24 protein-coding genes are annotated in these 23,786 nt (G+C 40.7%); 11 read left to right on the top strand and 13 right to left on the bottom strand.

The genetic code is table 11. The features are described 5' to 3' along the window. Window positions 1-185: 185 nt before the first annotated feature. The 6 genes from POV27_RS10860 to POV27_RS10835 all read left to right on the top strand — a co-directional run bounded on the left by POV27_RS10860 (window position 186) and on the right by POV27_RS10835 (window position 5,034). Window positions 186-548: a DUF4870 domain-containing protein gene (locus POV27_RS10860; RefSeq protein ID WP_272862793.1), complete on the top strand. Its 363-nt coding sequence runs from the start codon at window positions 186-188 to the stop codon at window positions 546-548. Between the two features lie 81 nt (window positions 549-629). Continuing rightward, window positions 630-1,559, top strand: a complete 930-nt coding sequence (locus tag POV27_RS10855; RefSeq protein WP_272862792.1) for an alpha/beta hydrolase — start codon at window positions 630-632, stop codon at window positions 1,557-1,559. 46 nt (window positions 1,560-1,605) lie between these two features. Then, window positions 1,606-2,373, top strand: a complete 768-nt coding sequence (locus POV27_RS10850) for a cyclase family protein (RefSeq protein ID WP_272862791.1) — start codon at window positions 1,606-1,608, stop codon at window positions 2,371-2,373. Between the two features lie 156 nt (window positions 2,374-2,529). Beyond that, window positions 2,530-3,666: a helix-turn-helix domain-containing protein gene (locus POV27_RS10845; protein ID WP_272862790.1), complete on the top strand. Its 1,137-nt coding sequence runs from the start codon at window positions 2,530-2,532 to the stop codon at window positions 3,664-3,666. Between the two features lie 138 nt (window positions 3,667-3,804). Next, on the top strand, window positions 3,805-4,437 hold the full coding sequence (locus POV27_RS10840; RefSeq protein ID WP_272862789.1) for a hypothetical protein: 633 nt from the start codon (window positions 3,805-3,807) through the stop codon (window positions 4,435-4,437). A gap of 51 nt (window positions 4,438-4,488) precedes the next feature. Next, a complete protein-coding gene (locus tag POV27_RS10835) occupies window positions 4,489-5,034 on the top strand; it encodes a hypothetical protein (RefSeq protein WP_272862788.1) in 546 nt (181 codons plus the stop codon). 149 nt (window positions 5,035-5,183) lie between these two features. On the opposite strand, the gene rpsU is transcribed toward POV27_RS10835, so the two are convergent. Together rpsU and POV27_RS10825 are read right to left on the bottom strand one after the other, a co-directional pair. Further along, a complete protein-coding gene (gene rpsU, locus POV27_RS10830; RefSeq protein ID WP_272862787.1) occupies window positions 5,184-5,381 on the bottom strand; it encodes a 30S ribosomal protein S21 in 198 nt (65 codons plus the stop codon). A 67-nt stretch (window positions 5,382-5,448) separates the two neighbouring features. Then, the gene (locus POV27_RS10825; RefSeq protein ID WP_272862786.1) at window positions 5,449-5,643 is read right to left on the bottom strand and encodes a cold-shock protein; all 195 of its coding nucleotides are present in this window, start codon (window positions 5,641-5,643) and stop codon (window positions 5,449-5,451) included. A 565-nt stretch (window positions 5,644-6,208) separates the two neighbouring features. Here POV27_RS10825 and POV27_RS10820 point away from each other — a divergent pair. Further along, window positions 6,209-6,628, top strand: coding sequence for a DUF1573 domain-containing protein (locus POV27_RS10820; protein WP_272862785.1), 420 nt, complete (start codon window positions 6,209-6,211; stop codon window positions 6,626-6,628). 76 nt (window positions 6,629-6,704) lie between these two features. On the opposite strand, the gene dnaN is transcribed toward POV27_RS10820, so the two are convergent. From dnaN to POV27_RS10795, 5 genes are all read right to left on the bottom strand, one after another. Beyond that, window positions 6,705-7,823, bottom strand: coding sequence for a DNA polymerase III subunit beta (gene dnaN / locus POV27_RS10815; RefSeq protein WP_272862784.1), 1,119 nt, complete (start codon window positions 7,821-7,823; stop codon window positions 6,705-6,707). A gap of 110 nt (window positions 7,824-7,933) precedes the next feature. Further along, window positions 7,934-9,616, bottom strand: a complete 1,683-nt coding sequence (gene gldG / locus POV27_RS10810) for a gliding motility-associated ABC transporter substrate-binding protein GldG (RefSeq protein WP_272862783.1) — start codon at window positions 9,614-9,616, stop codon at window positions 7,934-7,936. Continuing rightward, the gene (gene gldF, locus POV27_RS10805; protein WP_272862782.1) at window positions 9,613-10,329 is read right to left on the bottom strand and encodes a gliding motility-associated ABC transporter permease subunit GldF; all 717 of its coding nucleotides are present in this window, start codon (window positions 10,327-10,329) and stop codon (window positions 9,613-9,615) included. Before gldF ends, gldG begins: the two co-directional genes overlap by 4 nt. Window positions 10,330-10,333: 4 nt before the next feature. Next, entirely contained in the window at window positions 10,334-10,630 is a 297-nt protein-coding gene (locus POV27_RS10800; RefSeq protein WP_272862781.1) for a putative quinol monooxygenase, read from the bottom strand. A gap of 13 nt (window positions 10,631-10,643) precedes the next feature. Further along, window positions 10,644-11,477, bottom strand: a complete 834-nt coding sequence (locus tag POV27_RS10795; protein ID WP_272862780.1) for an SAM hydrolase/SAM-dependent halogenase family protein — start codon at window positions 11,475-11,477, stop codon at window positions 10,644-10,646. A 112-nt stretch (window positions 11,478-11,589) separates the two neighbouring features. On the opposite strand from POV27_RS10795, the gene POV27_RS10790 reads away from it, so the two are divergent. Beyond that, window positions 11,590-12,543 carry a PhoH family protein gene (locus POV27_RS10790; RefSeq protein WP_272862779.1) on the top strand — a complete coding sequence of 318 codons (954 nt, stop codon included), beginning with the start codon at window positions 11,590-11,592 and terminating at the stop codon, window positions 12,541-12,543. Beyond that, window positions 12,543-13,493: a phosphoribosylaminoimidazolesuccinocarboxamide synthase gene (locus POV27_RS10785; RefSeq protein WP_272862778.1), complete on the top strand. Its 951-nt coding sequence runs from the start codon at window positions 12,543-12,545 to the stop codon at window positions 13,491-13,493. Before POV27_RS10790 ends, POV27_RS10785 begins: the two co-directional genes overlap by 1 nt. Here POV27_RS10785 and POV27_RS10780 read toward each other — a convergent pair. Beyond that, complete coding sequence (locus POV27_RS10780) at window positions 13,490-14,743, bottom strand: acyloxyacyl hydrolase (protein WP_272862777.1); 1,254 nt, start codon at window positions 14,741-14,743, stop codon at window positions 13,490-13,492. The genes POV27_RS10785 and POV27_RS10780 overlap by 4 nt on opposite strands. A 78-nt stretch (window positions 14,744-14,821) precedes the next feature. Between POV27_RS10780 and POV27_RS10775 the strand changes: the two genes are divergently transcribed. Next, a complete protein-coding gene (locus tag POV27_RS10775) occupies window positions 14,822-16,201 on the top strand; it encodes an alanine/glycine:cation symporter family protein (protein ID WP_272862776.1) in 1,380 nt (459 codons plus the stop codon). On the opposite strand, the gene POV27_RS10770 is transcribed toward POV27_RS10775, so the two are convergent. From POV27_RS10770 to POV27_RS10750, 5 genes are all read right to left on the bottom strand, one after another. Beyond that, window positions 16,194-17,132 carry a hypothetical protein gene (locus POV27_RS10770; RefSeq protein ID WP_272862775.1) on the bottom strand — a complete coding sequence of 313 codons (939 nt, stop codon included), beginning with the start codon at window positions 17,130-17,132 and terminating at the stop codon, window positions 16,194-16,196. The genes POV27_RS10775 and POV27_RS10770 overlap by 8 nt on opposite strands. After that, a complete protein-coding gene (locus POV27_RS10765) occupies window positions 17,132-18,559 on the bottom strand; it encodes an MBOAT family O-acyltransferase (RefSeq protein ID WP_272862774.1) in 1,428 nt (475 codons plus the stop codon). The genes POV27_RS10770 and POV27_RS10765 overlap by 1 nt, the downstream gene beginning before the upstream one ends. Window positions 18,560-18,631: 72 nt before the next feature. Then, entirely contained in the window at window positions 18,632-20,098 is a 1,467-nt protein-coding gene (locus POV27_RS10760) for a hypothetical protein (RefSeq protein ID WP_272862773.1), read from the bottom strand. A 339-nt stretch (window positions 20,099-20,437) separates the two neighbouring features. Next, window positions 20,438-21,325: a hypothetical protein gene (locus POV27_RS10755; protein WP_272862772.1), complete on the bottom strand. Its 888-nt coding sequence runs from the start codon at window positions 21,323-21,325 to the stop codon at window positions 20,438-20,440. Between the two features lie 227 nt (window positions 21,326-21,552). Then, window positions 21,553-22,638, bottom strand: a complete 1,086-nt coding sequence (locus POV27_RS10750) for a M42 family metallopeptidase (protein ID WP_272862771.1) — start codon at window positions 22,636-22,638, stop codon at window positions 21,553-21,555. A gap of 103 nt (window positions 22,639-22,741) precedes the next feature. On the opposite strand from POV27_RS10750, the gene POV27_RS10745 reads away from it, so the two are divergent. Continuing rightward, the gene (locus tag POV27_RS10745) at window positions 22,742-23,443 is read left to right on the top strand and encodes a DUF4294 domain-containing protein (RefSeq protein WP_272862770.1); all 702 of its coding nucleotides are present in this window, start codon (window positions 22,742-22,744) and stop codon (window positions 23,441-23,443) included. The last annotated feature ends 343 nt before the right edge of the window (window positions 23,444-23,786 follow it).

The following is a 23,786-nucleotide window of genomic DNA, read 5'->3' as shown; positions in this document are numbered from 1 at the left end:
CGAGCCTCCCCCTGTCAGTTCGAGCAGGCAGTCATTTGTCACCTCGAGCGCAGTCGAGAGGTCTTTTTGCTCGGCCTGATTACGTGAGTTCTCGACTGCGCTCGAACCGACAACGACTCTAAGGTTGTAACATTTTCTACGAAATACCTACCTATACATTGAGTTATTAAACAATCAATCAGAAAATGGAAATCATACCTTCATCAGCCAAACGCCAAGACAATTCATTGCTCATGGTAACGCACTTATCCCAACTCTTGTACTATTTAACAGGATTTGGGGGACTTGTCGTGCCGCTTATTCTATGGCTTACCCAAAGGGATAAAGTCATGGGAATGGACGAACACGGAAAGGCCATTGTAAACTTTCAGCTTACATTAATCCTTATCACCATCTTGTCCATTCCGGGCATCTTTCTTTTCGGACTTGGCATTTTGGGAATTATTTACGCTTGTATTATAGGCTTTGTATTACCCATCATTAATGCGGTAAAAGCCAATAATGGAGAGGCTCCGAGTTACTTTTCGACCATTCGATTCATATCGTAACCATGTGGACCACAATTTTAATAATTGCAGTGGCAGTAATACTTTTCTGCCCTTTTTTACTGAGAAAGCGTAATAAGTAGTTTGAGAAAACGAAAAAGAAAAATTGTCATCAGAGTCCTTTTGGGCTTGCTACTCATTACCACCATAGGGGGCTATATTGGATTTACCCATATAGCTCCCTATGCTATTTTACAACCTGGCAGGGTTAGTTCGGATATTACACCTTCAGATTACAGCGTGCAAAGCGACCCCCTTACCATAAGGGTGGCAGATAGTATCGATCTTAAAGCACATTGGATATATGCTTCGGAACAAGATCCCAAGGGAGTTATGATCTTTGTGCATGGTATAGGGAGTTGTAAAGAGAGCTTTATTCCCTTAGCGGCTTCTTTTGCGCTACGTGGTTACAGCAGTGTGGTTTTCGATTTGCGGGCGCATGGTAAGAGCGGGGGTGAATTCTGTACCTATGGATTCTATGAGAAGCAGGATATTGCAAAAATCGTAGATGTTATTAAAGAAAAGCACCCCAACACACCCATTGGTATTTGGGGAAATTCTTTGGGAGGCGCTATTTCCTTGCAAGCCTTGGAATACGATGAGCGCATCGATTTTGGTATTATTGAAAGCACCTTTACCGAATTACATATCATCGTGCATGACTACAAAAAGCGGTTTCTGAAAGGTTTTGGTGTTAAATCACTTTCCAATTATGCCCTAGAGAAAGCCGGCGAAGTTGGCAGCTTCGACCCAATGGAAGTGAGTCCTATTTCTTCTGTGAAAAATATAGAACAGCCCGTATTTATTGCTCATGGTGATGCGGACGAGCGCATTTCTTATACCTACGGAAAAGCCTTGTATGACAATTTAGCTTCACAAAACAAACACTTTGAGTTGGTAGAAGGTGCCGGGCATCTAAATGTGGGACAAATAGGAGGAGAGGCCTATATGCGCCTGATATTCGATTTTATTGAAGCACAGACCAAACCTATTTCCGACGAAATAACTTTTTAAGTGCATAGGGTAAATTTAGTACCTTCAAGGTCTAAACAAACCTTCCATGAAAATCGTAGATCTTTCCAAACCCATCCGTTATAATAAACAAGACCCGTGGTTCATGCGGGTAAAGATTAAACGCAAACCTCATAAAAAGGCCAATCTACTCATCCGTCTATTCTTAGGGCTTCCTAAAAAACTGTTCCCCAAAGGATTTGTAGGATGGGCCGATGATACCATTCAGAAGATGGGCGTGCATTCTACCACCCATATCGATGCGCCCTGGCATTATTCGCCTACCTGTGATGGAAAACCCTCGAAAACCATTGATGAAATGCCCTTGGAATTAGGGTATGGAGATGGTATTGTCATCGATATGACCCATAAACCCGACTTCGAAGCCATTACGGTAGAGGATATTAAGGGTTTTTTGGAAAAAGAACAGCTTTCCTTGGTACCCGGCATGATTGTATTGATTAAAACGGGAAGGGACAAGTACAACGGCACTAAGGAGTTTCCCATGAAAGGAACAGGGATGAGTGCTTCGGCTACCGAATGGCTTATCGACCAAGGGATAAAGGTTATGGGAATCGATGCTTGGGGTTGGGATTTACCTTTGAAGCATTTGGTACAAGAGGCCAAAAAGAGCGGTAATTCGGAGCTCTTTTGGGAGGCGCATTTGGTCGGTCAACGCAAGGAATATTACCATATGGAGCAGTTGGTAAATCTGGAAGCCCTTCCTTACAGTGGGTTTAAAGTAGCCGTTTTTCCCTTAAAAATTGTAGGTGCTTCTGCTGCTCCGGCAAGGGTTGTGGCTCTATTTGACGAATAATTCAAAGGAAATTGACATCCCATAAAGCACTATTTATTAGATGTTTATTAGGTCTTAAGTGTCCGATAAATAGGATTCGGGACACATCCCCTGTCAATTTATCCCTGCATAAATTGTTAATCTCTAATTTTATGAAACAATAGTAACGCTACATTTATGTTATTTGCCAAGATTGTTGATTTCATATTAATCGCAGGGGTCGTACAAGCATTTGTATTTAATTCGGTGACGCTCTTTTTCAGGAAGAAATTTAGCATAGTAGTACTCTACCTGAACTTGGTTGTCCTTTTTATATCACTCAACAATCTACAGGCTTGGTTAATTAATGTGGGTTTTACATCGGACCTATTTTACATAGAAAACCTTTTGGTCCCTTGGTACTTTTTCATTTTGCCCATGTTTTATGCCTTTATCATTCACTTTCTCGAAGTGGACAAAAAGATCATAGGTTTTGTAAAGTTTTCGATTGTGGTCTTCTTAATCGAGTTTATACTTCGATTGGGGGTCATTACCTATGTTTATTATTACGTGCCTGGACAGGATATTTCCTATATCGAAAAATACACGGCTGCAGAAGATATTTTTAATCTCGCTCTTAGCTTGGCAATTTTCTACAAGGCCTTCGAATTAGTTTTCAAAAGGCGGGATGTGTATCACCAAATGTTGAGTTATGATGATTTGAATTGGCTTCGCTTATTCTTTAAAATAGGTGGGGTAGTGATACTCTTTTGGATCTTTGCCAAAGTAGCCGACTTTGTTTTCGATATTAAATGGGGCTATAACATATTGAGGTTAAGCTCTTCCATTCTGTTATACTGGATCGGGTATCAGGGCTTATATCGTTATAATGTGGTTCAAGATCGAATCCAGTTGAGAAGGCATATCACCAAGAACCAGAAGTTTATAGGAGTAGGGGTTGCCAAACTGAACGATAAGGGCGATATGGACAAGCTTAGAACGGATTTCAATGAAATTAACGCGTTCGTCATTGAAAACAAAAAGTATTTGGATGCTGAATTGAGCTTGAGCAACTTGGCTTCCGATTTAAAGTTAAGCACCAGCCATCTATCTAAAGTGATAAACGTGTGCAGCGGACAGAATTTTTCAGATTATATCAATTCCCTTCGGGTGGCCCAAGTAAAAAAATTGATTACCGACCCCAGTTATAGAAACTACACTATGGTCGCCATTGGGTTAGAATGTGGTTTTAATTCGAAGTCAACATTCTACTCTGCTTTTAAGAAGCTAACCTCAAAAACTCCCTCTCAATATCTAGAAACGATAGACGATTAAGGGGTGTCCGAAATCTTCGCTGGACATCCAGATTTAGGGTATATGGATAATATTGCACATTTAGTTTTATAGCCCTCTCTATAATTGAATATTGAAACAACTGGTGCTATCTATGAGCCCAGTTAAATCTATTTAATTATGAGAGCATTTGTAATTCCCTTAAAAGAGAATTCTATTCGTTTAATGCAGCGAAAGTCCAAATGGCGAACGGTGGCTATAATCATTGGTTTCTTAGCATTTTCTGGAAATGACAACCTCCAAGCACAGGAAATGGAACAGAATTCGGAAACCAAAGAATCGAAGTTTACCACTCGTTCTATTTCTTTTATGGCCCCCTTGGGGTTTTATTCTGAAAAAGGCAATGCAGGCTTTTCGTTCGAACTGGATACTAGTTTTGAATACACCAAACATCTTTTTACGCTCCTTGGTGGTTATGGTAGAAGTTATGGTATTTTCACTCCCGACAACTCATTTACACAGGTAAATGTCTATTATGGCCGTGAGTTCCCTCTTTCGAGAACTACTTTTCTCGAAGGACATGCCGGTACAGGATACTTTTCATACGAATCGCCTGGTTCCAGTGGAGGCTTTTTTTCACTACCTAGGGAAGAAGTAAAAGGTTCGACTATTGCCTTCCCACTAATGGCAAAACTACGTATACATACGGGACCCCGATTTTCTCTTGGCTTTAAAATGGGGGTAAATATCAATTCCATACGAACCATTACAACATTTGGGATTTTCATTCAATGGAACAACCGTAAATGGTAGTCTCAACTTCCTATCAAAATTCATCAATAACATTATTTTAAAATTCATAATATGAAGAAGTATATTTTTATGTGCCTTTTACTTTCGTATTTCGCGGGATATGGGCAAGAATTCAATCCCCACATGCAAGAAGACGACAGATTCCGTTTTAACTCCCTTTCGGTTACGTTCCCGTTGGGAATCTATATGGATGGAAACACTGGCGGTCTTTCATTTGACGCTATGGGTACCTTCACAAAAAAGAAACATTTGTTTTCAATTATGGCGGGAACATCTGGAGAATTTTCTGTTCTTGGAACGCCGGACGTTACACAGCAAGTGAATGTTCTCTACGGGAGGGAATTAAAACTATCACGAACCCTCTATCTTGAAGGTCATATTGGTGGTGGCTACTTTGCATATGGGTCGGTCGATGTAGATCCAACCCGATCCGGATTGGAATATGACTATACCATAGGCTTACCGATCTTAGGAAAATTCCGAATCCATACGGGACCACGTTTTTCCCTTGCCCTGAACTTGGGTACGAATATCAATTCGGCCAATACTATTTATACAGTTGGGATTGCTTTTCAATGGAATAGTAGAAAGTGGTAGTGAAATGGCTGCTTTATGGGGTTATGCCCTATAAAGCAGTCTTTCAAAATATACTTTGGTATTCGGGAACACGAAACCTCCTATCTTATCCTATTGTGAAGATAGGGCCAAATAGAAAAGGATCGTTTGCACCCACTTAAACTAAGAATCTAGTCTTTGGTATTTTCTTCCAGATATCTATTTCTGTATATTGCTTTTTTCTTTTCTTCTCTAAGGCGAACGGACTTCTTTTTGTATTCTTTGCGTTCCCGTATTTGCTCCATTTGTTTAACGTTCCTGTGTTTTCTTTTGTATCGTTTCAGTGCTCTATCGATACTCTCGCCTTCTCGCAATATTATTTTTAGCATAGGGTAGATTTAATTTTAAATTAATTGAAGCCCTTCATGACAATATGGGAAGGGCTTTTCTTTGATATTAACTTATCACGGTTACTCGAACGGCATTCAGACCTTTCTTTCCTTGTTCTGTTTCGAACTGAACTTTGTCATTTTCGCGAATCTCATCAATAAGGCCACTCTGATGTACAAAGATATCTTCATTGGAGTCTTCGGGTGTGATAAATCCAAATCCTTTTGTGTTGTTAAAAAACTTTACGGTTCCTGTTTTCATGTTATTAAAATTATTGTTACTAAATATGTTTTTATAGTTTATTTATATAGAAGTAACTAGATACGAATCATTCGATGTGAATGTTAAGTTCGAAACGATAAAGAAGAAAGAAAAACTGATTTAAAAAAAGATGGTCTTATTAAAAGAAGATAATGCTTACTTGGTTATCCTTGGAGATACTTAAATATAATTGTGGTTATCTAATACGGTACTGTTTTTAGAAAAAGATAGCAAGGATACGCAAAGAAAAAATGTTCTAGACCAAACGAAGCTGTCTTATCAAGTTATAAAACGAAGGTATTGTTAATAATCCGTGTATGGGCCAATTAAATGTTAAATTTTTATTTTAAGGCTTCGCTATTTCGAGTGAATTAAGTTGGTGGGTGATGTGGGGCTTAGTTTTAATTAACATATAATTGCCGAAAATCAATATCGGAATAGTTGTTTGTTTATGAGGACTAGGAGAATTCCATCGGGGTCTAGTCCCTTATTCCACCAACATATTTATGGGGTTTCACCGTTATTAATAGATGTTTGTATGGTATTAATCAAAAAACAAGTATCAATGAATTACAGAGCAAAGTCCCTAGTTTCAGTTTGGATGTCCTTCCTATTCCTTTGTTGTTTTTCCTTCATGAATGCACAGAGTAATGTTGAAGACAAAGGTATATTGGCATTCGATCAAGACGTTATCGAATATGGTGAAGTAGCGCATAACTCAGATGGAAACCGAACCTTCACATTTAAGAATGTTGGAAAGGCACCCGTAGTGATTGCCGATATTAAAACCAGTTGTGGTTGTACGGTAGCAACCAAACCCACCAAACCCATTTTACCGGGAGAATCTTCCGAAATTACCGTGAATTACAAAACCAGTAAGGTGGGGCCTTTTTCAAAATCAATAACGGTAGTTTCCAACGCCCAGGAAGGTAGGAAAGTACTTAAGATTAAAGGAAAAGTCCTAGAAGCGGAAAGTAAGAGTTAAGAAAAAGAAATCGAGTATTAAAAAAACCTCCTGCTTTTTATGACAGGAGGTTTTTATGTTTTATTGTTTATTCAGACTAGTTATTCAACATCACTGGCATCACAAGCATAGTCACTTGCTCTCCTTCGTCCAATCCATCAATAGGAGTTAGGATTCCTGCACGGTTAGGCAAGGACATTTCCAAAGAAACATCGTCGCTGGTGAGATTCCCTAACATCTCTGTTAAGAAACGGGAGTTGAAACCAATTTGCATGTCATCACCCTGATAATCACAGGTAAGACGTTCGTCTGCTTTATTGCTGTAATCGATATCTTCTGCAGAAATATTCAATTCGGCACCTGCAATCTTCAATCGGATCTGATGCGTAGTTTTATTACTGAAAATACTCACACGACGAACACTGTTTAAGAACTGTCCACGATCGATAGTGAGTTTATTCGGATTCTCTTTCGGGATTACCGCTTCGTAGTTAGGGTATTTTCCATCGATAAGACGACAGATCATTTCGGTGTTGTCGAAAATGAACTTGGCATTGCTTTCGTTGTATTCTACCGTAACATCTTCTTCGCTTCCCGCCAAAATCCCTTTCAAAAGGTTCAAAGGTTTCTTGGGCATAATAAACTCTGCCGCCTGAGAAGCCTGTACATCATTGCGGGTATATTTCACAAGTTTGTGTGCATCGGTAGCTACAAACGTTAAATGATCGTTGGTAAATTGGAAAAACACACCACTCATCACAGGACGAAGATCGTCATTACCCGTAGCAAAAATGGTCTTGCTTATAGCAGTTGCTAAAATATCTCCTTGAATCACAGTATTACTAGGATCATTCAAAGTCACTGGGCTAGGGAAGTCCTCTCCATTCGCATACGCCAAGGCATACTTACCGTGATTGGAACTTATTTCTACGGTGTTGTTGTCCTCTACCGTAAAGGTAAGTGGCTGCTCGGGGAATGTTTTTAGGGTATCCAACAACAAACGAGCAGGGATACATACACTTCCACTCTCATTGCTTTCTACTTCCAATTTGGAAGAAATGGTTGTTTCAAGATCGGAAGCCGAGACAGTAAGCTCGTTTTCGTTCAGATGAAACAGAAAATTATCAAGAATAGGCAGTGTATTATTATTGTTAATGATGCCCCCAAGCACCTGTAACTGTTTTAGAAGATAAGAACTCGATACAATGAATTTCATTTATACAAATTTCAGAAGAATACTGTTTTTCCTATACCCCCAAAATAGGGTATTCCTTACGTACAAATATAGCTCGAAAGCGTTGTTTGTTAAAACAAACTTATTAACAACTAACGCCTGTATTTTCGGCGGCGATACCATTGAAAGAAAATTCCGAAAATCCCCAACAAACCTAATGGTAACAGGAGGTTAACCAACTGCCATTGGGTTCTTTTTTGGGCCGTTTTCTGGGGATCAAGGAATGGAATAGCGATTTGCTTGGTTCGAATGTTTATAAGTCCGCTGTCGTCTAGCAGATAATTTACCGTATTCAATAAGAACTCTTTGTTCCCGTAGAAGGAATTGGTCCACTTATCGAATCCCAACTCCAAAGGCCTACCGCGGTCCAACTGATTCCGAATAACATCCCCATCACTAATCACCACCATTTTGGTAGGAACACTTTTTTCCATCGCATTTTGAAGGGCAAACGGCTTTATTCTATTCGCATATATCGAAGGGAATTCACCTTCTAAAAGCACGGCCAATGGAACCTCTCCAGCATTGAACTCTTCGGGGTTTGGACCTTCATTTACGATTTTCAGATTCTTGGGGATTTCCTTGTCAATATCAATTTCGGCTGGCAATCCCACGATTTTAGAAATAGGGGAAGTGCTTAATAAGACGGTTTTCTTCACCAAATTGGGAAGTGTATCGATACTACTCGCATATTCAAACTTTACCGCTTCTATATTCGTAGTAATAGGATGGTTGTTGGCACTCGCCGATAATGGATGGTAGAGCCACGGATAGGGTTGGTATTGCGATTCGTTACCTTCTCCACTGGCCAAGGTAATAGGAGCTGCGTAAATATCTTTTACCAAATCCGGATTTACCCGTACCCCATATTTGAAGAAGAAATCGTTCAACCCTAAATCTTGAGGCACTGTAAAAGTGTTTCCACTAATGGTATCCAACTGCTGAAAAGTAGGGTCTACCAACCAAAGGGATGCCCCTCCATTCATGGTGTATTGATCCAGTACATATTTCTCTTCTTCTGAAAAGGTCTCCTGTGGCTGTGCTGCGATCACCAAATCATAATCATTTAAACTTTGAAGGGTACGTTGCGGACTCACCGCTACCGAATCTAACGTAAATTGTCCAATGAAATAATATTCCCGAAGCGTGGTGATAAAGTCGGCCAAGTAGCGATCGGGTAATTCTTGATTTCCTTTTAAGACCGCTACCTTTCTCCGTTTGGGAAGGGTAAGCTTGCTAAACCCATCGGCAAAGGCATATTCCAAATTCTGAATGGAACCATTAATACGCTCTTCGGAGGTAGCTCCCAATTGATTCTTCAACAAAGGAATAGCAATGGTTTTATCATTGTAGTAAGCCAAAGCCCACGGATAAACAACTTCGTTGGTCGTTTTGCCATTTTCTTGAATCTGCACATTGGCTCCCTTAATACCGAATTGCATCATGATCTGTTGCATGGCATTTCGGTCTACGCCTTCATCCAAAGGATTTACGAACTGATATCTTACGTTCGAATTGTAAGCGGAAAACTCTTCAAGTAATTGTTGAGTCTCAACTCGGAGGCGCTTAAATTCCGAAGGTAATCTCCCATCCAAAAATATGTCGATACTAATGGGTGAGTCTACACCGTCAATGATGGTCGTGGCCGCTTCCGAAAGGGTGTATCGCTGATCTTGGGTAAGGTCAAAGCGTTTATAGATCATACCGGACAGCCAATTCACAAGTATAATCCCAATCAGGGTACCCAGGAGTATGGTAATCTTTTGTTTGCTCATGACTCCTTTTTGAGTTTAATATAGGTTCCTGTTAGAAATAAGAACGCCACACTTAAAAAGTAAATGACATCTCTTGTATCGATCACTCCGCGGGACATGCTCTTAAAATGGGATTCCATCCCAAAATAGGCAATGTTGGATCCCGATCCATCACTGGATAGCCCTTCGAATCCAAAATACAGCACAAAGCATAGAAAGACTGCGATGATGAATGCCACAATCTGATTCTTGGATAGGGAAGAGGCAAAAATACCAATGGAGGTATAACCAATGGCCAAAAACAAAAGGCCGAGATACGATCCCAAAGTACTTCCCACATCCCAATTCCCGGAGGGATTACCCAAATTGGAAATCGTAAGTATGTAGGCAAGGGTAGGCACAATGGCAATGACGATAAGAAGCAATGCACCAAAGTACTTTCCTAAAATGATATTTCGTAACCCTAAGGGTTTTGTAAGCAATAGTTCTAAAGTTCCCAATTTGGTCTCTTCGCTAAAGGAGCGCATGGTCACAGCGGGAATTAAGAAAAGCAGAATCCACGGTGCCAATTCAAAAAAAGGCGATAGATCGGCAAAACCTGCATCGAATACATTATAATTGCCTCCAAACACCCAAAGGAACAGTCCGTTGAACACCAAGAATAATGCAATGACCAAGTATCCTATGGGACTGGAAAAGAAGCTGCTTATTTCTTTTTTTATAAGGGCGATCATGGGGTTAGGCTAGTTGGTGAAGGGTATCGACACTCCAAGCTTGGGCTTTAGAACGAAATAGGGGCTTGGTTGTTGCCCAAACCGATTTAAAAAGCGGACTATGCCTATAGCTTTCCAAATCTTCCTCCCGATCCCAATGGCTGTAAGTAAAAAATATGGTAGGGTCGCGTTTGTCCCTCCACAATTCCAAATGTCTACAACCTGGGTATTGCCGTATCCTTGATTTCACTTCCTCAAAATTATTCAAAAAAGTGGATACGTGCTGTGCATCAAATTCCATTTTTACAATTCTTGTAAACACCTCTCTTGCTTTTTTATTTACTGAAATTAATCGTTACCGTATCCCAATATTCCAATCCAAACAACGTGGCGGCGCTCCCCACGGTTCTTGGGTTGCTCTTGTACACGGCCAATTCCAAATAATTGGACGAGTTCCATATCGCCAGTTTCTTTCCATCCTCTTCACGCCGGTCGGCCGGGAGATCGAAGTTAATAGAATCACTGTAATGGGTATATATTTTACTGAAGGTGGCCGTACGTGCCGTAATTTTAAAATCACGCCCTTTGCCCACCTTTTCGAACAGAGCCTTGGTAATATTGCACACTACATTTCCGTAATTATCAATGTAGATTACGTTGCCCATTAACTGATTCCCTTCCGTATTTACCACAGGCTTCAGGCCTGTTAGTTCTTTGATCTCATGTATAGTTTTCCCAATCACTTCCAAAGTTCCACCGCGGGCCAAATGACAGGCTACTTTCACAAATACATCGAGCACAGGGAAATTACTTTCCACCCGATCATGAATATTGATTTCCACAATCTTTTCCGGATTTATTTCTGAGGTAAGCATGGAAATAATACCATTGTTCGCACAAATGAAATAATGCCCATCCAATAACAAGGCAATATGCTTGTTTTCGGGATTCAATTCACTATCGATCCCTATAATGTGTATAGAACCCTTCGGAAAGCTTCGATAAGCGTTCTGTACGATGTATGCCGCTTCGGTACTATGGAAGGGAGAAATGGAGTGGGAGATATCAACAATCCGTACATTTTCCAACTCGCTGTAAATAGCTCCTTTAACCGCACCGACATAGTGATCTTTCTCTCCAAAATCGGTTGTAAGGGTTACAATGGGCATTCGCTATTAATTGTTGATATTTTGTTAAACAACTACCGCAAAAATAGGGTACTTTTGCAAAGAGAAAAAGTATATTTACCCTAGTTATCCATAAAACAATAAACAACCGCTTTTGAACGAACTAATTATTGAACTCACTGAGATTAGTCCCAAAGAATTTTTCGGACTTCAGAATGCCAATATTGACCTTCTCAAAAAATATTTCCCAAAACTGAAAATCGTTGCCCGTGGCAGTAAAATTAAGGCCTATGGGGATGAGGAAATTCTAGAAGAGTTTGACACCCGAATGACCATGCTCCTAGAGCACTATGTGAAGTACAATAAACTCGATGAAAATACCATCGAGCGTGTACTTATGAGCGAAAGCAGTGCCGATTACGAAACCTCCGAAGTGAGTGGAGAAGTATTGGTGCATGGGGTGAGCGGCCGACTGATCAAAGCACAAACAGCCAATCAGCGAAAGTTGGTGGACCTCATGCAAAAGAACGATATGGTGTTTGCCATTGGTCCCGCGGGAACCGGAAAAACCTATACTGGGGTTGCCTTGGCAGTAAAAGCATTGAAGGAAAAACAAGTACGCCGCATTATACTTACCCGTCCTGCAGTGGAGGCAGGGGAGAACCTTGGATTTTTGCCAGGTGACCTTAAGGAGAAATTAGATCCATACATGCAACCGTTGTATGATGCATTGCGGGATATGATTCCTGCCGAGAAATTGGATTCCTATATAGAAAAAGGGGTAATACAAATTGCACCTTTGGCTTTTATGCGTGGTAGAACCTTAGACAATGCATTCGTAATCTTAGATGAGGGGCAAAATACAACCCATGCCCAAATGAAGATGTTCTTGACCCGTATGGGAAAGAACGCCAAGTTCATGATTACGGGCGATCCTGGACAGATCGATCTCCCACGACGTGTTATTTCTGGTCTAAAGGAAGCCTTGCTTATCCTGAAAGATGTGGATGGAGTAGGGATTATCCATTTGGATGACAAAGACGTTATCCGTCACCGACTCGTGAAAAAAGTGATTGCCGCCTACAAAGCGATTGAAAACAGAAATTAATGAGCCACACTATTACCGATACCAACTTCAATTTTCCCGGACAGCAATCTATTTACAAGGGAAAAGTACGGGAAGTATATACCTTGAATAACAATCAATTATTGATGATCGCCACCGACCGTCTGAGTGCGTTCGATGTGGTCATGCCCAAAGGAATTCCATACAAAGGCCAAATCCTAAATCAGATCGCCACGAAAATGATGAAGGATACAGAAGATTTGGTTCCCAATTGGTTGGTTGCCACGCCAGATCCTAATGTGGCTATTGGAGAAGCCTGTGAGCCGTTTAAGGTAGAAATGGTGATTCGAGGTTATATGAGCGGCCATGCGGCTAGGGAATACAAAGCAGGTAAACGAATCCTTTGTGGAGTGCCCATGCCAGATGGAATGAAAGAAAACGATGCCTTCCCCGAGCCTATCATTACACCTGCCACAAAAGCAGAAAAAGGAGATCATGATGAGGATATTTCCAGAGAAGAGATACTAAGCCGTGGCATTGTTTCTGAAGAGGACTATGTCATTTTGGAAGATTATACCAGAAAGCTGTTTCAACGCGGAACCGAAATAGCTGCCAAGCGTGGATTGATCTTGGTAGATACGAAATACGAGTTTGGAAAGACCAAGGATGGTAAGATTGTACTTATCGATGAAATCCACACGCCAGATTCCTCAAGGTATTTCTATGCCGAGGGATACGAAGAACGCCAAGCCCAGGGAGAAGCCCAAAAGCAACTTTCCAAAGAATTTGTACGGCAATGGCTTATTTCTAACGGATTCCAAGGATTGGAAGGACAAGTAGTACCATTCATGAGCGATGAGTACATAGAAAGTGTTTCCGAGCGTTATATCGAATTGTACGAAAACATTACGGGAGAGTCGTTTGTGAAAGCAGATGTCTCGAACATCGAGCAACGGATTGAAACTAATGTACTCAATTATATAGGTTCCTAAGACCCTTTTAAGTCAAAATTGTAGACGTATCCAAGGCTCACATCCGTGAAATCTGCCTGACCTCCATTGGAATTAATATGGAAACCGACATAGACATTGTTTCGTCTGTGTTCCTTGGTGCCCCATAAGTAATACTTCATTCCCATACGAGAAGATACGAGATGCTTTACGCGAAATTTGGTATCGAATTCTCCCAAAACAAAATTGTTGTCTACTGGAATTTCTCTCGGAATAAAGGCCCATCCCTGATTAAGGCGCCAATCGATTTTATAGGCAGGTTTGTGAATATTGAGCCCAATCTGTACTTCCAATCCTACATGATTCAATAATATTTCTCCCGAGCCATACACACCCAAGGCCGAAGCATTCCACACAGGGGCATCCCGTAAAGACTCAAATTCACGACCATCCTGTACCAAAGATTCATTGTCGTTTATATAATCGAAATAATGCTCATAATAGCGGTAGTAAAAACCAACTCCCAATTTATAGGTGTTGTTGATTACCTTCCCGTATTCTCCCGCAAATGTGTAGACGGGCTTCTTATCATTGAAAGGTTCTGGTTTCCCTAGTACGTTGATTCCATAGCCCCCACGGAAAGAGAGGTACGGATAAATGCTTCGTTCCAATGCCAGGAAGGAAACGGGTTCTTGCATGGCCTTTTTCGATTTAATATCGGCCGAAACGCTCAACAGAAAAGAGTTGAGTCCTTGGTTGGGTAAACGGGTATGTCCGTTTGAATGGTGAAAATATCCGATTCCCGCTTTCCAATCGACACGCCCTCGAGAATACAATCGATAGTTGAAATGTGCCCGAAACGACCAAACCAATTCCGTCGTAATTCCTTGGTTGTTTGGATTGGTAATAGGATCGTAAATAGTGTTGAAATAGGAACCACCCATTCCTACCAATATGGATAGATTCTTACTCTTAAAAGCTCCGAATTCGATAATGGGCATCACCGTGAAAGCACTGCCCAGACTATCTCTATTGCCAAAATCGGTATAGGCTAAGGATAAACCCGTTCTTGGGCCTTTTAGGCGTCTAGCCCATTCCTGTGAGTTGAATTTTTGATCCCATAATAGATTGAAAACAAGGGAACCTTGTCCGTCTGTTTCAGGAAAGTTCTCATTGGCTTCGGCGGTAATTCCCCCCAGTATTCCTGGAGATAAAATGATAGGGCTTTCGGTTTCCTGTGCATATACCAAAGACAGGGAAAGGAGAAAAAAAGCAGTTAGTAGTTTTTTCATTTCGATTACAAATAAAGCCAAATGAAATGAATTTTGAAATTTAAATTACTTTAGTGGTTCAATTAAACAAACCAAACCTTGAAAGAAGCCCTAGAGAATTTCACCTCCCAACTTTCCTCATCGGCGTGGGGACTTCCGTTACTCATCATTCTCATCGGTGGAGGATTATACCTACTTATTCGAATTCGATTTTTACCCTTTCTGTATTTGGGACATGCGATTGCTGTGCTTCGTGGAAAATATGATGATGAAAAGGACGATGGTGAAATAAGTCACTTTCAAGCACTAACCACGGCACTTTCTGCGACTGTTGGAATGGGAAATATTGCGGGAGTGGCAGTTGCCATTACCATTGGTGGACCGGGAGCTGTGTTTTGGATGTGGGTAAGTGCTGTAATAGGAATGTCTACTAAGTTCTTTACGGCAACCTTGGCCATTCTGTTCCGAGGAAAAGATAGCGAAGGTAATATTCAAGGAGGGCCTATGTATTTCATTGAAGAAGGATTGGGAAAGAAGTGGAAGTTCTTGGCCATTTTCTTCAGCATTTCTGGACTTATAGGAGCCTTACCGGTATTCAATGTAAATCAGCTAACCCAAGCGATAAACGATATTATGTTGAAGCCCATGGGTGTTTATTTGGATTGGAAATCCAATTTGGTCATTGGTATCATTTTGGCGGCGATTACTGCCATTGTAATTCTAGGGGGGCTTTCCCGAATTAGTAAGACCGCCGAGAAACTTGTTCCCTCCATGGTGGGCCTATACTTCATTATGGTGCTTATCATTTTGGGGATCTATATTGAAGAAGTCCCTCATTACTTGGGGCTCATCGTGACGGATGCTTTTTCCGCTTCCTTTTTTGAAGGGGATGCCTTCTTGGGAGGCGTTGTTGGAGGATTGATTCTGCTTGGTATAAAAAGAGGCGCCTTCTCCAACGAAGCTGGTATTGGTACAGCTCCCATGGCGCATGGCGCAGCCAAGACCAACGAACCGATTCGAGAGGGATTGGTGGCTATGTTGGGACCGGCCATAGATACACTGATCGTTTGCACGCTCACGGCTTTGGCCATTTTGGTAACCGGTGTTTGGCAGTCCAGTGGGGATAATGGAGTCTCTCTTACAGCTGCTGCGTTTGCTAATGCTATGCCTTCTTTTGGAAAATACGGTCTTATGCTATGTATTGCTGTATTCAGTATTTCGTCCTTGTTTTCGTATTCATATTATGGCACCAAGTGTATGTCCTACTTGTTTGGGGCAGAACACAAGGGAATCTATAATTACTTTTACATTGCAAGTATCATTTTAGGGGCAACAGCTTCTTTGGGGATGATGATCAATCTTATCGATTCCTTCTTCGCCTTTATGGCCATTCCCACAATGACGGCTACGATTATATTGGCACCCAAAGTGGTGAAAGAGGCCAAGATCTACTTTAAGAAGCTTAAAAATCCTACTTAAGGGTTCGTAATAGGGAATCCAATCGGCGACTGTATTTCTCGGCACCATTAGGATTTAAATGACTTTGGTTCCAAAAGTCATGTACTTCAAAATTAAGGGTGTCTTGTTCTAGGTCGAATAGGGTGACATTGGCATATCTTTCCAAGGATTCGTTAAGAATGCTATCCCTTCTGTGTAAAATACCTGGATGTTTTCGGTCGTGATAGGTTTTGTACATGGGAACCTTGCAAATCACAACGTTGTACCCCTTTTCCTGAAGATAATCCAGCATTTCAAAATATAGGCGTGTGTTTACTTCGAAGATGTCCAAATTGGGTTCGGTATTGATCTTAAAGCGTGGCATGGCTGCAATCTTTTCCTCATCATGACCTAAATTTTGGAATTGCCCATGAAAAGAATTGGTGTTAAAGCCCTGCGCATTATAAACTTCTTTATGTTCCCCATCCACATAGTATTCAATTATCTTTTTTGAAAAGAATGGGGGATTGGATAGATAGGCCAATTTATCCTTAAAATAGATCCCTCGCTCAAAATTGTTGATGCCGTAGTACTTCAAATAAAAGTTGTTCTTCCAAAAGTCCTTGCTATTGTGTGCAATTTCGAAATGACTGTAGGATACTTCAAAAATGATCGTTTTTAGATGGGGCAAACGATCTTCCATACCCTTCAATAGTTTGAAATCCGTGTCATGATGCTGGTCTCCAGAAGCCATATTCAACGTTGAAGACTGTATCCATTCAGGATTTACGGCTTGCTGCATTTGTGAGGACCCCAGTACCATATTTTCGAAGGTATATTCTTCGGCTTCCATGTAGGCCACATTCGAAGTGAAAGAAGAAGGAATGTTCAATGTTAAGTATTCAGCAATGCAGTATATCCCAATTACTGGGATAAAAAACAATAGGCAATATGTAGCAAATTTCCGTAGCATTAAAACTGAAAATAAATAAAGGCCTCTTTCGGTTCGGCATACCGAACGATTAAGAAAATGAGTATATAATAGATCGCCCAACGCGCTGGTTTTGGGATCTTAATTTCCAATTGCTGAAGCGGAAAGTCCTTTTTCTGTGTTAGCAACTCGGCAACGACGAGAATGACCAAGTACATGAGTTTAATTCCGATAAGGGAAGAAATTTGAGGGTCTATTTCCAAAGTGAACCACTTCTTCAGAATTAAAAAGGATTGTGAAATGTCATGCGATCTAAAAAACATGGACATCAAGGCTGCTATGGCAAAGAAATAAAGGAAAGAAAGTATCCTTGGAATCTTGTAAAGCTTCTTTTGAAGTACTTCCCCGTTTTTGAAAAATGGAATCCGCTCTACAACCAAAATGATTCCGTTTACCAATCCAAACATTACAAAGGTCCAATTGGCCCCATGCCAGAGCCCTACCAAAACCATGGTAACGATCACAGCAAAAACGCGTAGGGTAGGGGTGATTTTCTTTCTGCTTCTTAGGATGGGGAAGTACACATAGTCGGTAAACCATTTGGTGAGCGTAATATGCCAGCGCATCCAGAATTCGGCAATACTAATAGATAAATAGGGAATCCTGAAGTTTCTATTCAGTTTAAACCCGAACAGTTTGGCAGTTCCTATGGCAATATCTGTGTACCCCGAAAAGTCGCAATAGATCTGAAAGAAAAACAACAAAGAAGCATAGACCAAAGTAATTGCGCCATAGCTTTCGGGTTCATTGAAAACCATGGTCACTGCAATGCCCAGCTTATCGGCGACTAATATTTTTTTGAAGAGTCCCCATAGAATTTGTCGTAGGCCTTCTTTTGCCGACTGATAGTCGAAACTCCGTTTATTTTCAAATTGGGGAAGCAGGTCCCGCGCTCGTTCAATAGGTCCCGCCACCAATTGGGGAAAGAAACTTACGAAGCACATAAACTCCAAAAAATTATGAGTAGGTTGTATTTTCTTTCGGTACACATCGATCGTGTAACTCATGGTTTGGAAGGTATAAAAGCTAAGTCCCACAGGAATAACGACATTCCAGAAATAGTATCCCTCTGTGGCTTCTATTCCGAAGAGCGAACGGAAGTTGTCTAAGAAGAAATTGAAATATTTAAAGGTAAAGAGGACACCTATATTCCAAAGAATACTACTCCAGAGGAATAACTTTCTTTTATTTTTATTGTCAGTGGATCGCAAAGCTCTTCCCGCCAGATAATCCACTACCGAACTCATAAAGATAAGTCCCAAGAATCGCCAATCCCATAATCCATAGAAGACATAACTGGCAACTAGCAATAGAATATTCTGGGCCTTTCGTCGCTTAGCGCCAATAATCCAGTACATTGCAAACACAATGACCAGGAAGAAACCGAAATCGAAAGAATTGAATAGCACTTAGGATTATTTGGTATCGGCCAAAGATAAAAAAAGGCCGCCATTGGCAGCCTTTTAATGGGTACAAGTATCTTAATTTCCTTGTATCAATATATTGTCGATCGCAATGTCTTCGTCCTCCGAATCCAAGTTTTCTATCACCAAGCGTATGCTTACGGTTGGATTCCCTGCCGTTGGGAAGGTAGATTTATATTCTACCAAGGTATCTGTGAGGATAGCATCATCTCCTATACCGTCATGGTCCGCATCCAATCGAGGGACCTCGTTGGTTTGGTTTCCATCCATTCCTATTTCCGATTCAAAGGCAATAAGGGAGGTCCAGTTCACATTATCGAAAGAGTATTCTATTCTGACCGAACTGTCCGCATCCCAATCCTGATTGCCATCAGATGCGTCATCTTCCGCAAAAAATGCGGAAACATCAATAATACTAAAGGGAGCAATGGATAAATTATCCCAGTTCATTTCAATACGGTCTACATTACCACTGGAGGTAGCATCGGTATCTTGGGCGCCGTAGTAACCATTTCCTTTTACTGCGCTGTAATTGATGGTGCCTGGAACCCCATCTTCCGGAAGAAGAATCCCGAAGTAATCCTGAGAACTCACATTGGTAACATTGTCAACAGGATTAGGGGTGTAGCTTAGCATATCGTCCTCGAAATCTTCGTATACCATAATGCTATTGCAAAAGCTATCGCTTGTAAAGGTCCCGTTGATGACTCCATAGCTAATGGATTGCCATCTCCAAGTTCCTTGCATGTAGGAACAATCACTCAATCCTGTCGGTTCGTTATTATAAAGATGACTCGCAATCCAAGTCACAGGATTTCCATTTACTATATATCCCGTGTTCGTCGTAGTACCGTTTCCACTTTGTACGTTGCAGTTTCCTATGGTCCCGGTATCATAACAGTTGTTTTGTACGCCAATACCACTATAAACCGTAGTGCCAATAGCCGATTGTGTTGCTATAGTACCATTGCTGTCTGAAGAACTGAATACAAAATTGAAGGATTGTTCCAACCCTGTTCCCAACACGGGATGTCCATTACAGGTTCCACATTCATAGGTTCCCGTAATAGGGGTAACGGGAGCACGTTCAGTGTCCTTTAATACGATCATATCTCCTTGCAATCCTTTAAAGGTGACATCGGTTATGGTAGGTTCGGCACCGTTTGCTTCTACCGAAAACAGGAAAGAAACCTCCGCCGATTCGAACAATAGATCCTGTACCATCGCATGGTCATCCACATATTGGTTGGCTTTAATGAGATAGGATTCGCCTGAATTAAGCCGTAAGGTTGCCATAGGGTATTTTACCTTTCTGTTAGAAGGGTTGTTAGGCAATTGTACGGTGATCACTCCACGGTATTTGGAGTTGTAGGTCGTAAACACACCTTTGTAAGCTCCGAGGTTGGAATCTTCCGAAAGGTGGTAAGAAAGGTTTGATGAATTTTGATTGGAAATCGGGTCGTTTTCTACGGTACAGGAAAGCACCAAAAAAAACATTGTCAGGGGTAAAACAATCTTTTTCAAAACTAGGGGCGTTTTTTGAATATTATGTAATATTTATTAAATTCTGGTTAACAATATTATGTAATTCTCAATAAAAAATTCATTTTAACAATTTTTTTCGATGAAATACACCTACTAAACCAATAGGTTTTAAGGGGTTTAGCTGCGATTTTTCTGGAAGTAAAAAGCGGAATAAATAGGTAATGAATTGTAAATCAAAACATTCTGTTTCTAAGGCGGATTTGAGAATTATGAACTAAGAAAGTTGTTGTCAAAAAAATGCCTTCACCAAAAATCTGACAAAGGCATTACTAACATCTATTACTTAACTAATCTATCTAAATACGATGTATATGTATTTTATTCACAACAAGGAGCAACAGCGTCACTTTCAAAAACCCCTTCAATTAGCCCATAGGAAATGGAAGGCCATTGCCAGGTTCCGCTAATGATAGAGGGGCATGCAAAATTATCGATCCTTTCGGCAGACCAAGTAACAGGATTACCATTGGCCATATACCCCACGGTAGTGGTAAAACCATCACCGCTGGTCATATTACAAACCTCTCTTTCGCAACCCATTTGAAATTGTATTTCACAATCTTCATTGTCGAAGTGTCCAACCCCTATGTATACCGCACTATTTAGAGTTACCTGTGTGATTATGCTACTACTGCCGTCGGCGTGACTTGCGATTATTAGATTAAAGGATTGGTCATTTATTCCCCCTAAAATAGTCCCCATCCATTCGTGTATATATGGACTATCATTACATACCGTGCAACCCCATGTACCAGTACGTGTTTCTACTGTAGTACTTTCCGTTTCTTTCGCTGCTTGAATATCGCTTTCCATACCATTTAAAGTGACGTAGCTTAGTATAGGAGAGATCCCATCTTCCATCATGGAGAAAACGAATGAAAAATCCTGAGACTGGAAAAGTAGTCCTTTCGTAGATTCGCTAGCTGATATAGGCTTCAAAGCTTTTGCCTCGTATACATCTCCGTTTTTGAGGGTTAGGATTGCAGTCGGATACGTATTAGATCCTTCAGCAAATTGAATGATTACCGTCCCGGTGTGTCCAGCTGCCAATGTGGTAAATACCCCTTTATAAATGTCGTATTGTTGACTTGGTTTGGTCGTCGGCGCTAATAGGTTTTGCGCGTCGTTAATCGTGTCTACTTCTTCCTTGGAGCAGGACACAGCCAAAAACAATACTGCGCCCGCTACTAAAATCAATTTCTTCATGTCCATTTTGAGTTCTTAAAATTTAATTCCGTTCCTTATTATAAATGGAGTGTATCGAAATCAAAATAGCCCCAACTGTAATGAAGTAATACCGATAACTTGCACTTATAATACTATCGAAATTATAGAATTGGGTTGGATGGACAACATAAAAAAAGAATTACGGTTCACGTAATTCTTTTAAAGGTCGTTTTTAGCATTTAACGGAAAATGAACCCTAGTGTATTTTAGTCGAAATAACTGAAAGTTTCGCCTTTTTCTATTTTCAACAAAGATTCATAAATAAGCTTGATCACATTTTCCACGTCTTCTCGATGCACCATTTCTACCGTAGTATGCATATATCGAAGTGGAAGTGAAATCAAGGCGCTGGCAACACCACTTCCGCTATAGGCAAAGGCATCGGTATCCGTACCTGTAGCACGCGATAGCGCTGCACGCTGGAAAGGAATTTTCTTTTCCTCTGCAGTATCCGTGATCAGGTCCCTCAGTCTTTGTTGTACGGCAGGAGCATAGGCAATAACAGGTCCACCGCCAATTTTGGCGTATCCCTGTTTCTTCTTGTCGATCATTGGGGTAGTGGTGTCGTGTGTTACATCGGTGACGATGGCAACGTTGGGTTGAATCCGTTCCGCGATCATCTGTGCACCCCGTAATCCGATTTCCTCTTGTACGGAATTTGTAATGTACAATCCGAAAGGAAGTTCTTTCCCATTTTCTTTCAATAACCTTGCTACTTCAGCGATCATGAATCCACCCATTCGGTTATCGAGGGCGCGGCATACAAACTTATCTTTGTTCAGAATATGGAACTCATCGGGATAGGTAATGACACATCCTATATGTACACCCATTTTCTCCACTTCCTTTTTATCCTTTGCCCCAATATCGATAAAGATATTGTCTGGTTTAGGAGGTTCTTCCTTAGCTCTGCTTCGGGTATGGATGGCAGGCCACCCAAATACGCCTTTCACAATTCCTTTTTTGGTATGTATGTTTACAACTTTCGAAGGAGCGATTTGGTGATCACTTCCCCCATTCCTAATAACATATAGGAGTCCATTATCTGAAATATAATTCACATACCAGGAAATTTCGTCGGCATGCCCTTCGATAACGACCTTATAATCGGATTTCGGGTTAATAACCGCCACCGCAGTTCCGTAGGTATCGGTAATGAATTCGTCCACATAAGGTTTCAGGTAATCCATCCACATCTTTTGCCCATCCCACTCATAACCGGTGGGAGCGGCGTTGTTTAAGTATTTTTCGAGAAATGTGAGTGATTTTTTATTTAAAATAGATTTAGCCATAAGTGCGTTTTGTAATGAGAATCTCAAAATTAGTAATTAATTAATAACGCTCCCTTTTCAATTTTTATAATTTTGGAACGGTTTTAGAGAAGCCCGTAAAGAAATGTCCAAGTTTACCTACATACTACTTATATATATAGTCACCTTTTCTTCCAATCTCTGGGCACAGAAAGGGGATACCTTACGGGAATATAAAAAGGATAGCACCTATACCTTCTATTATATTGTGGAAGGGGATACCATCCCCAGGGAGTTTATCGATTTACAGGAAGTAGTTCTTTTGAATAAGTTGGAATTCAATTCCAAAGAAGACAGAAGGCGTTATTTAATCCTTAGAAGAAAAACCCGAAAGGTATATCCGTATGCAAAACTGGCAGCAGAGAGACTTGAGGTAATGACGGAGCGATTGGCTTCTTTGGAAAGTAAACGAGCCAAGCGTAAGTATGCCAAGCGTGTCCAAAAATATATTGAAGGGGAGTTTTCTGAAAAGCTGAAAAAACTGACGCGTACTGAAGGTCAGATACTGGTGAAGCTCATTCATCGGCAAACAGGGAGGACCGCTTTTAATTTGGTGAAGGAACTGAGAACGGGATGGAGGGCTTTTTGGTACAACACTACGGCCAATATGTTCGATATTTCTTTGAAGGTGGAATACCTACCTTTCGAGGTGAAGGAGGACTATTTAATTGAAGATATCCTCGAACGATCTTTCCAGGATAATATATTGGAGCGACAGGAACCGTGGGAGGAAATCGACTACTTGGATCTCACGGCACATTGGAACAAATTGACTGGGGAAAACTAATTCATTTTTTTACTTGCCTCAATTACAGAAAAGTAGTATCTTGCTTGTCCGCTCTTTTTTTAAGCTGTTACAAATATAGTATTGATTTGAATGGATTTCCGGGAAATGCGGCCGAGAAATATCGGCAGATGGAATTCCTTATTTCGGGTCAATTTTTTTGTGGCTGTAACCTGCACCTTTTCAATTGTTTATAAACGGTTAATAAAAAAGGCTGAAAAAAGATTGAAATTGTTTTGGTGGAATAAAAAAAGGGGTTGTATATTTGCACCCGCAAAACGGATGAGGGATTGTCCGAACAGCGGAAAAAATAGAATTAAAAGTTCATTGATATATTGAAATTGAC

It is taken from the genome of Aureisphaera galaxeae, from assembly GCF_028561275.1.
Classification (GTDB): Bacteria; Bacteroidota; Bacteroidia; order Flavobacteriales; family Flavobacteriaceae; genus Aureisphaera; species Aureisphaera galaxeae.
Note: the sequence above shows the minus strand (reverse complement) of the source record. Positions and strands in the feature narration are given on the sequence as shown.

Excerpts from the sequence above, each read along its gene's own strand:
- POV27_RS10860 (WP_272862793.1), top strand. The coding sequence starts at position 186 with ATGGAAATCATACCTTCATCAGCCAAACGCCAAGACAATTCATTGCTC.
- POV27_RS10850 (WP_272862791.1), top strand. The coding sequence starts at position 1,606 with ATGAAAATCGTAGATCTTTCCAAACCCATCCGTTATAATAAACAAGAC.
- POV27_RS10845 (WP_272862790.1), top strand. The coding sequence starts at position 2,530 with ATGTTATTTGCCAAGATTGTTGATTTCATATTAATCGCAGGGGTCGTA.
- POV27_RS10840 (WP_272862789.1), top strand. The coding sequence starts at position 3,805 with ATGAGAGCATTTGTAATTCCCTTAAAAGAGAATTCTATTCGTTTAATG.
- POV27_RS10835 (WP_272862788.1), top strand. The coding sequence starts at position 4,489 with ATGAAGAAGTATATTTTTATGTGCCTTTTACTTTCGTATTTCGCGGGA.
- rpsU (WP_272862787.1), bottom strand. The coding sequence starts at position 5,381 with ATGCTAAAAATAATATTGCGAGAAGGCGAGAGTATCGATAGAGCACTG.
- POV27_RS10825 (WP_272862786.1), bottom strand. The coding sequence starts at position 5,643 with ATGAAAACAGGAACCGTAAAGTTTTTTAACAACACAAAAGGATTTGGA.
- POV27_RS10820 (WP_272862785.1), top strand. The coding sequence starts at position 6,209 with ATGAATTACAGAGCAAAGTCCCTAGTTTCAGTTTGGATGTCCTTCCTA.
- dnaN (WP_272862784.1), bottom strand. The coding sequence starts at position 7,823 with ATGAAATTCATTGTATCGAGTTCTTATCTTCTAAAACAGTTACAGGTG.
- gldG (WP_272862783.1), bottom strand. The coding sequence starts at position 9,616 with ATGAGCAAACAAAAGATTACCATACTCCTGGGTACCCTGATTGGGATT.
- gldF (WP_272862782.1), bottom strand. The coding sequence starts at position 10,329 with ATGATCGCCCTTATAAAAAAAGAAATAAGCAGCTTCTTTTCCAGTCCC.
- POV27_RS10795 (WP_272862780.1), bottom strand. The coding sequence starts at position 11,477 with ATGCCCATTGTAACCCTTACAACCGATTTTGGAGAGAAAGATCACTAT.
- POV27_RS10785 (WP_272862778.1), top strand. The coding sequence starts at position 12,543 with ATGAGCCACACTATTACCGATACCAACTTCAATTTTCCCGGACAGCAA.
- POV27_RS10780 (WP_272862777.1), bottom strand. The coding sequence starts at position 14,743 with ATGAAAAAACTACTAACTGCTTTTTTTCTCCTTTCCCTGTCTTTGGTA.
- POV27_RS10770 (WP_272862775.1), bottom strand. The coding sequence starts at position 17,132 with ATGCTACGGAAATTTGCTACATATTGCCTATTGTTTTTTATCCCAGTA.
- POV27_RS10755 (WP_272862772.1), bottom strand. The coding sequence starts at position 21,325 with ATGAAGAAATTGATTTTAGTAGCGGGCGCAGTATTGTTTTTGGCTGTG.
- POV27_RS10750 (WP_272862771.1), bottom strand. The coding sequence starts at position 22,638 with ATGGCTAAATCTATTTTAAATAAAAAATCACTCACATTTCTCGAAAAA.
- POV27_RS10745 (WP_272862770.1), top strand. The coding sequence starts at position 22,742 with ATGTCCAAGTTTACCTACATACTACTTATATATATAGTCACCTTTTCT.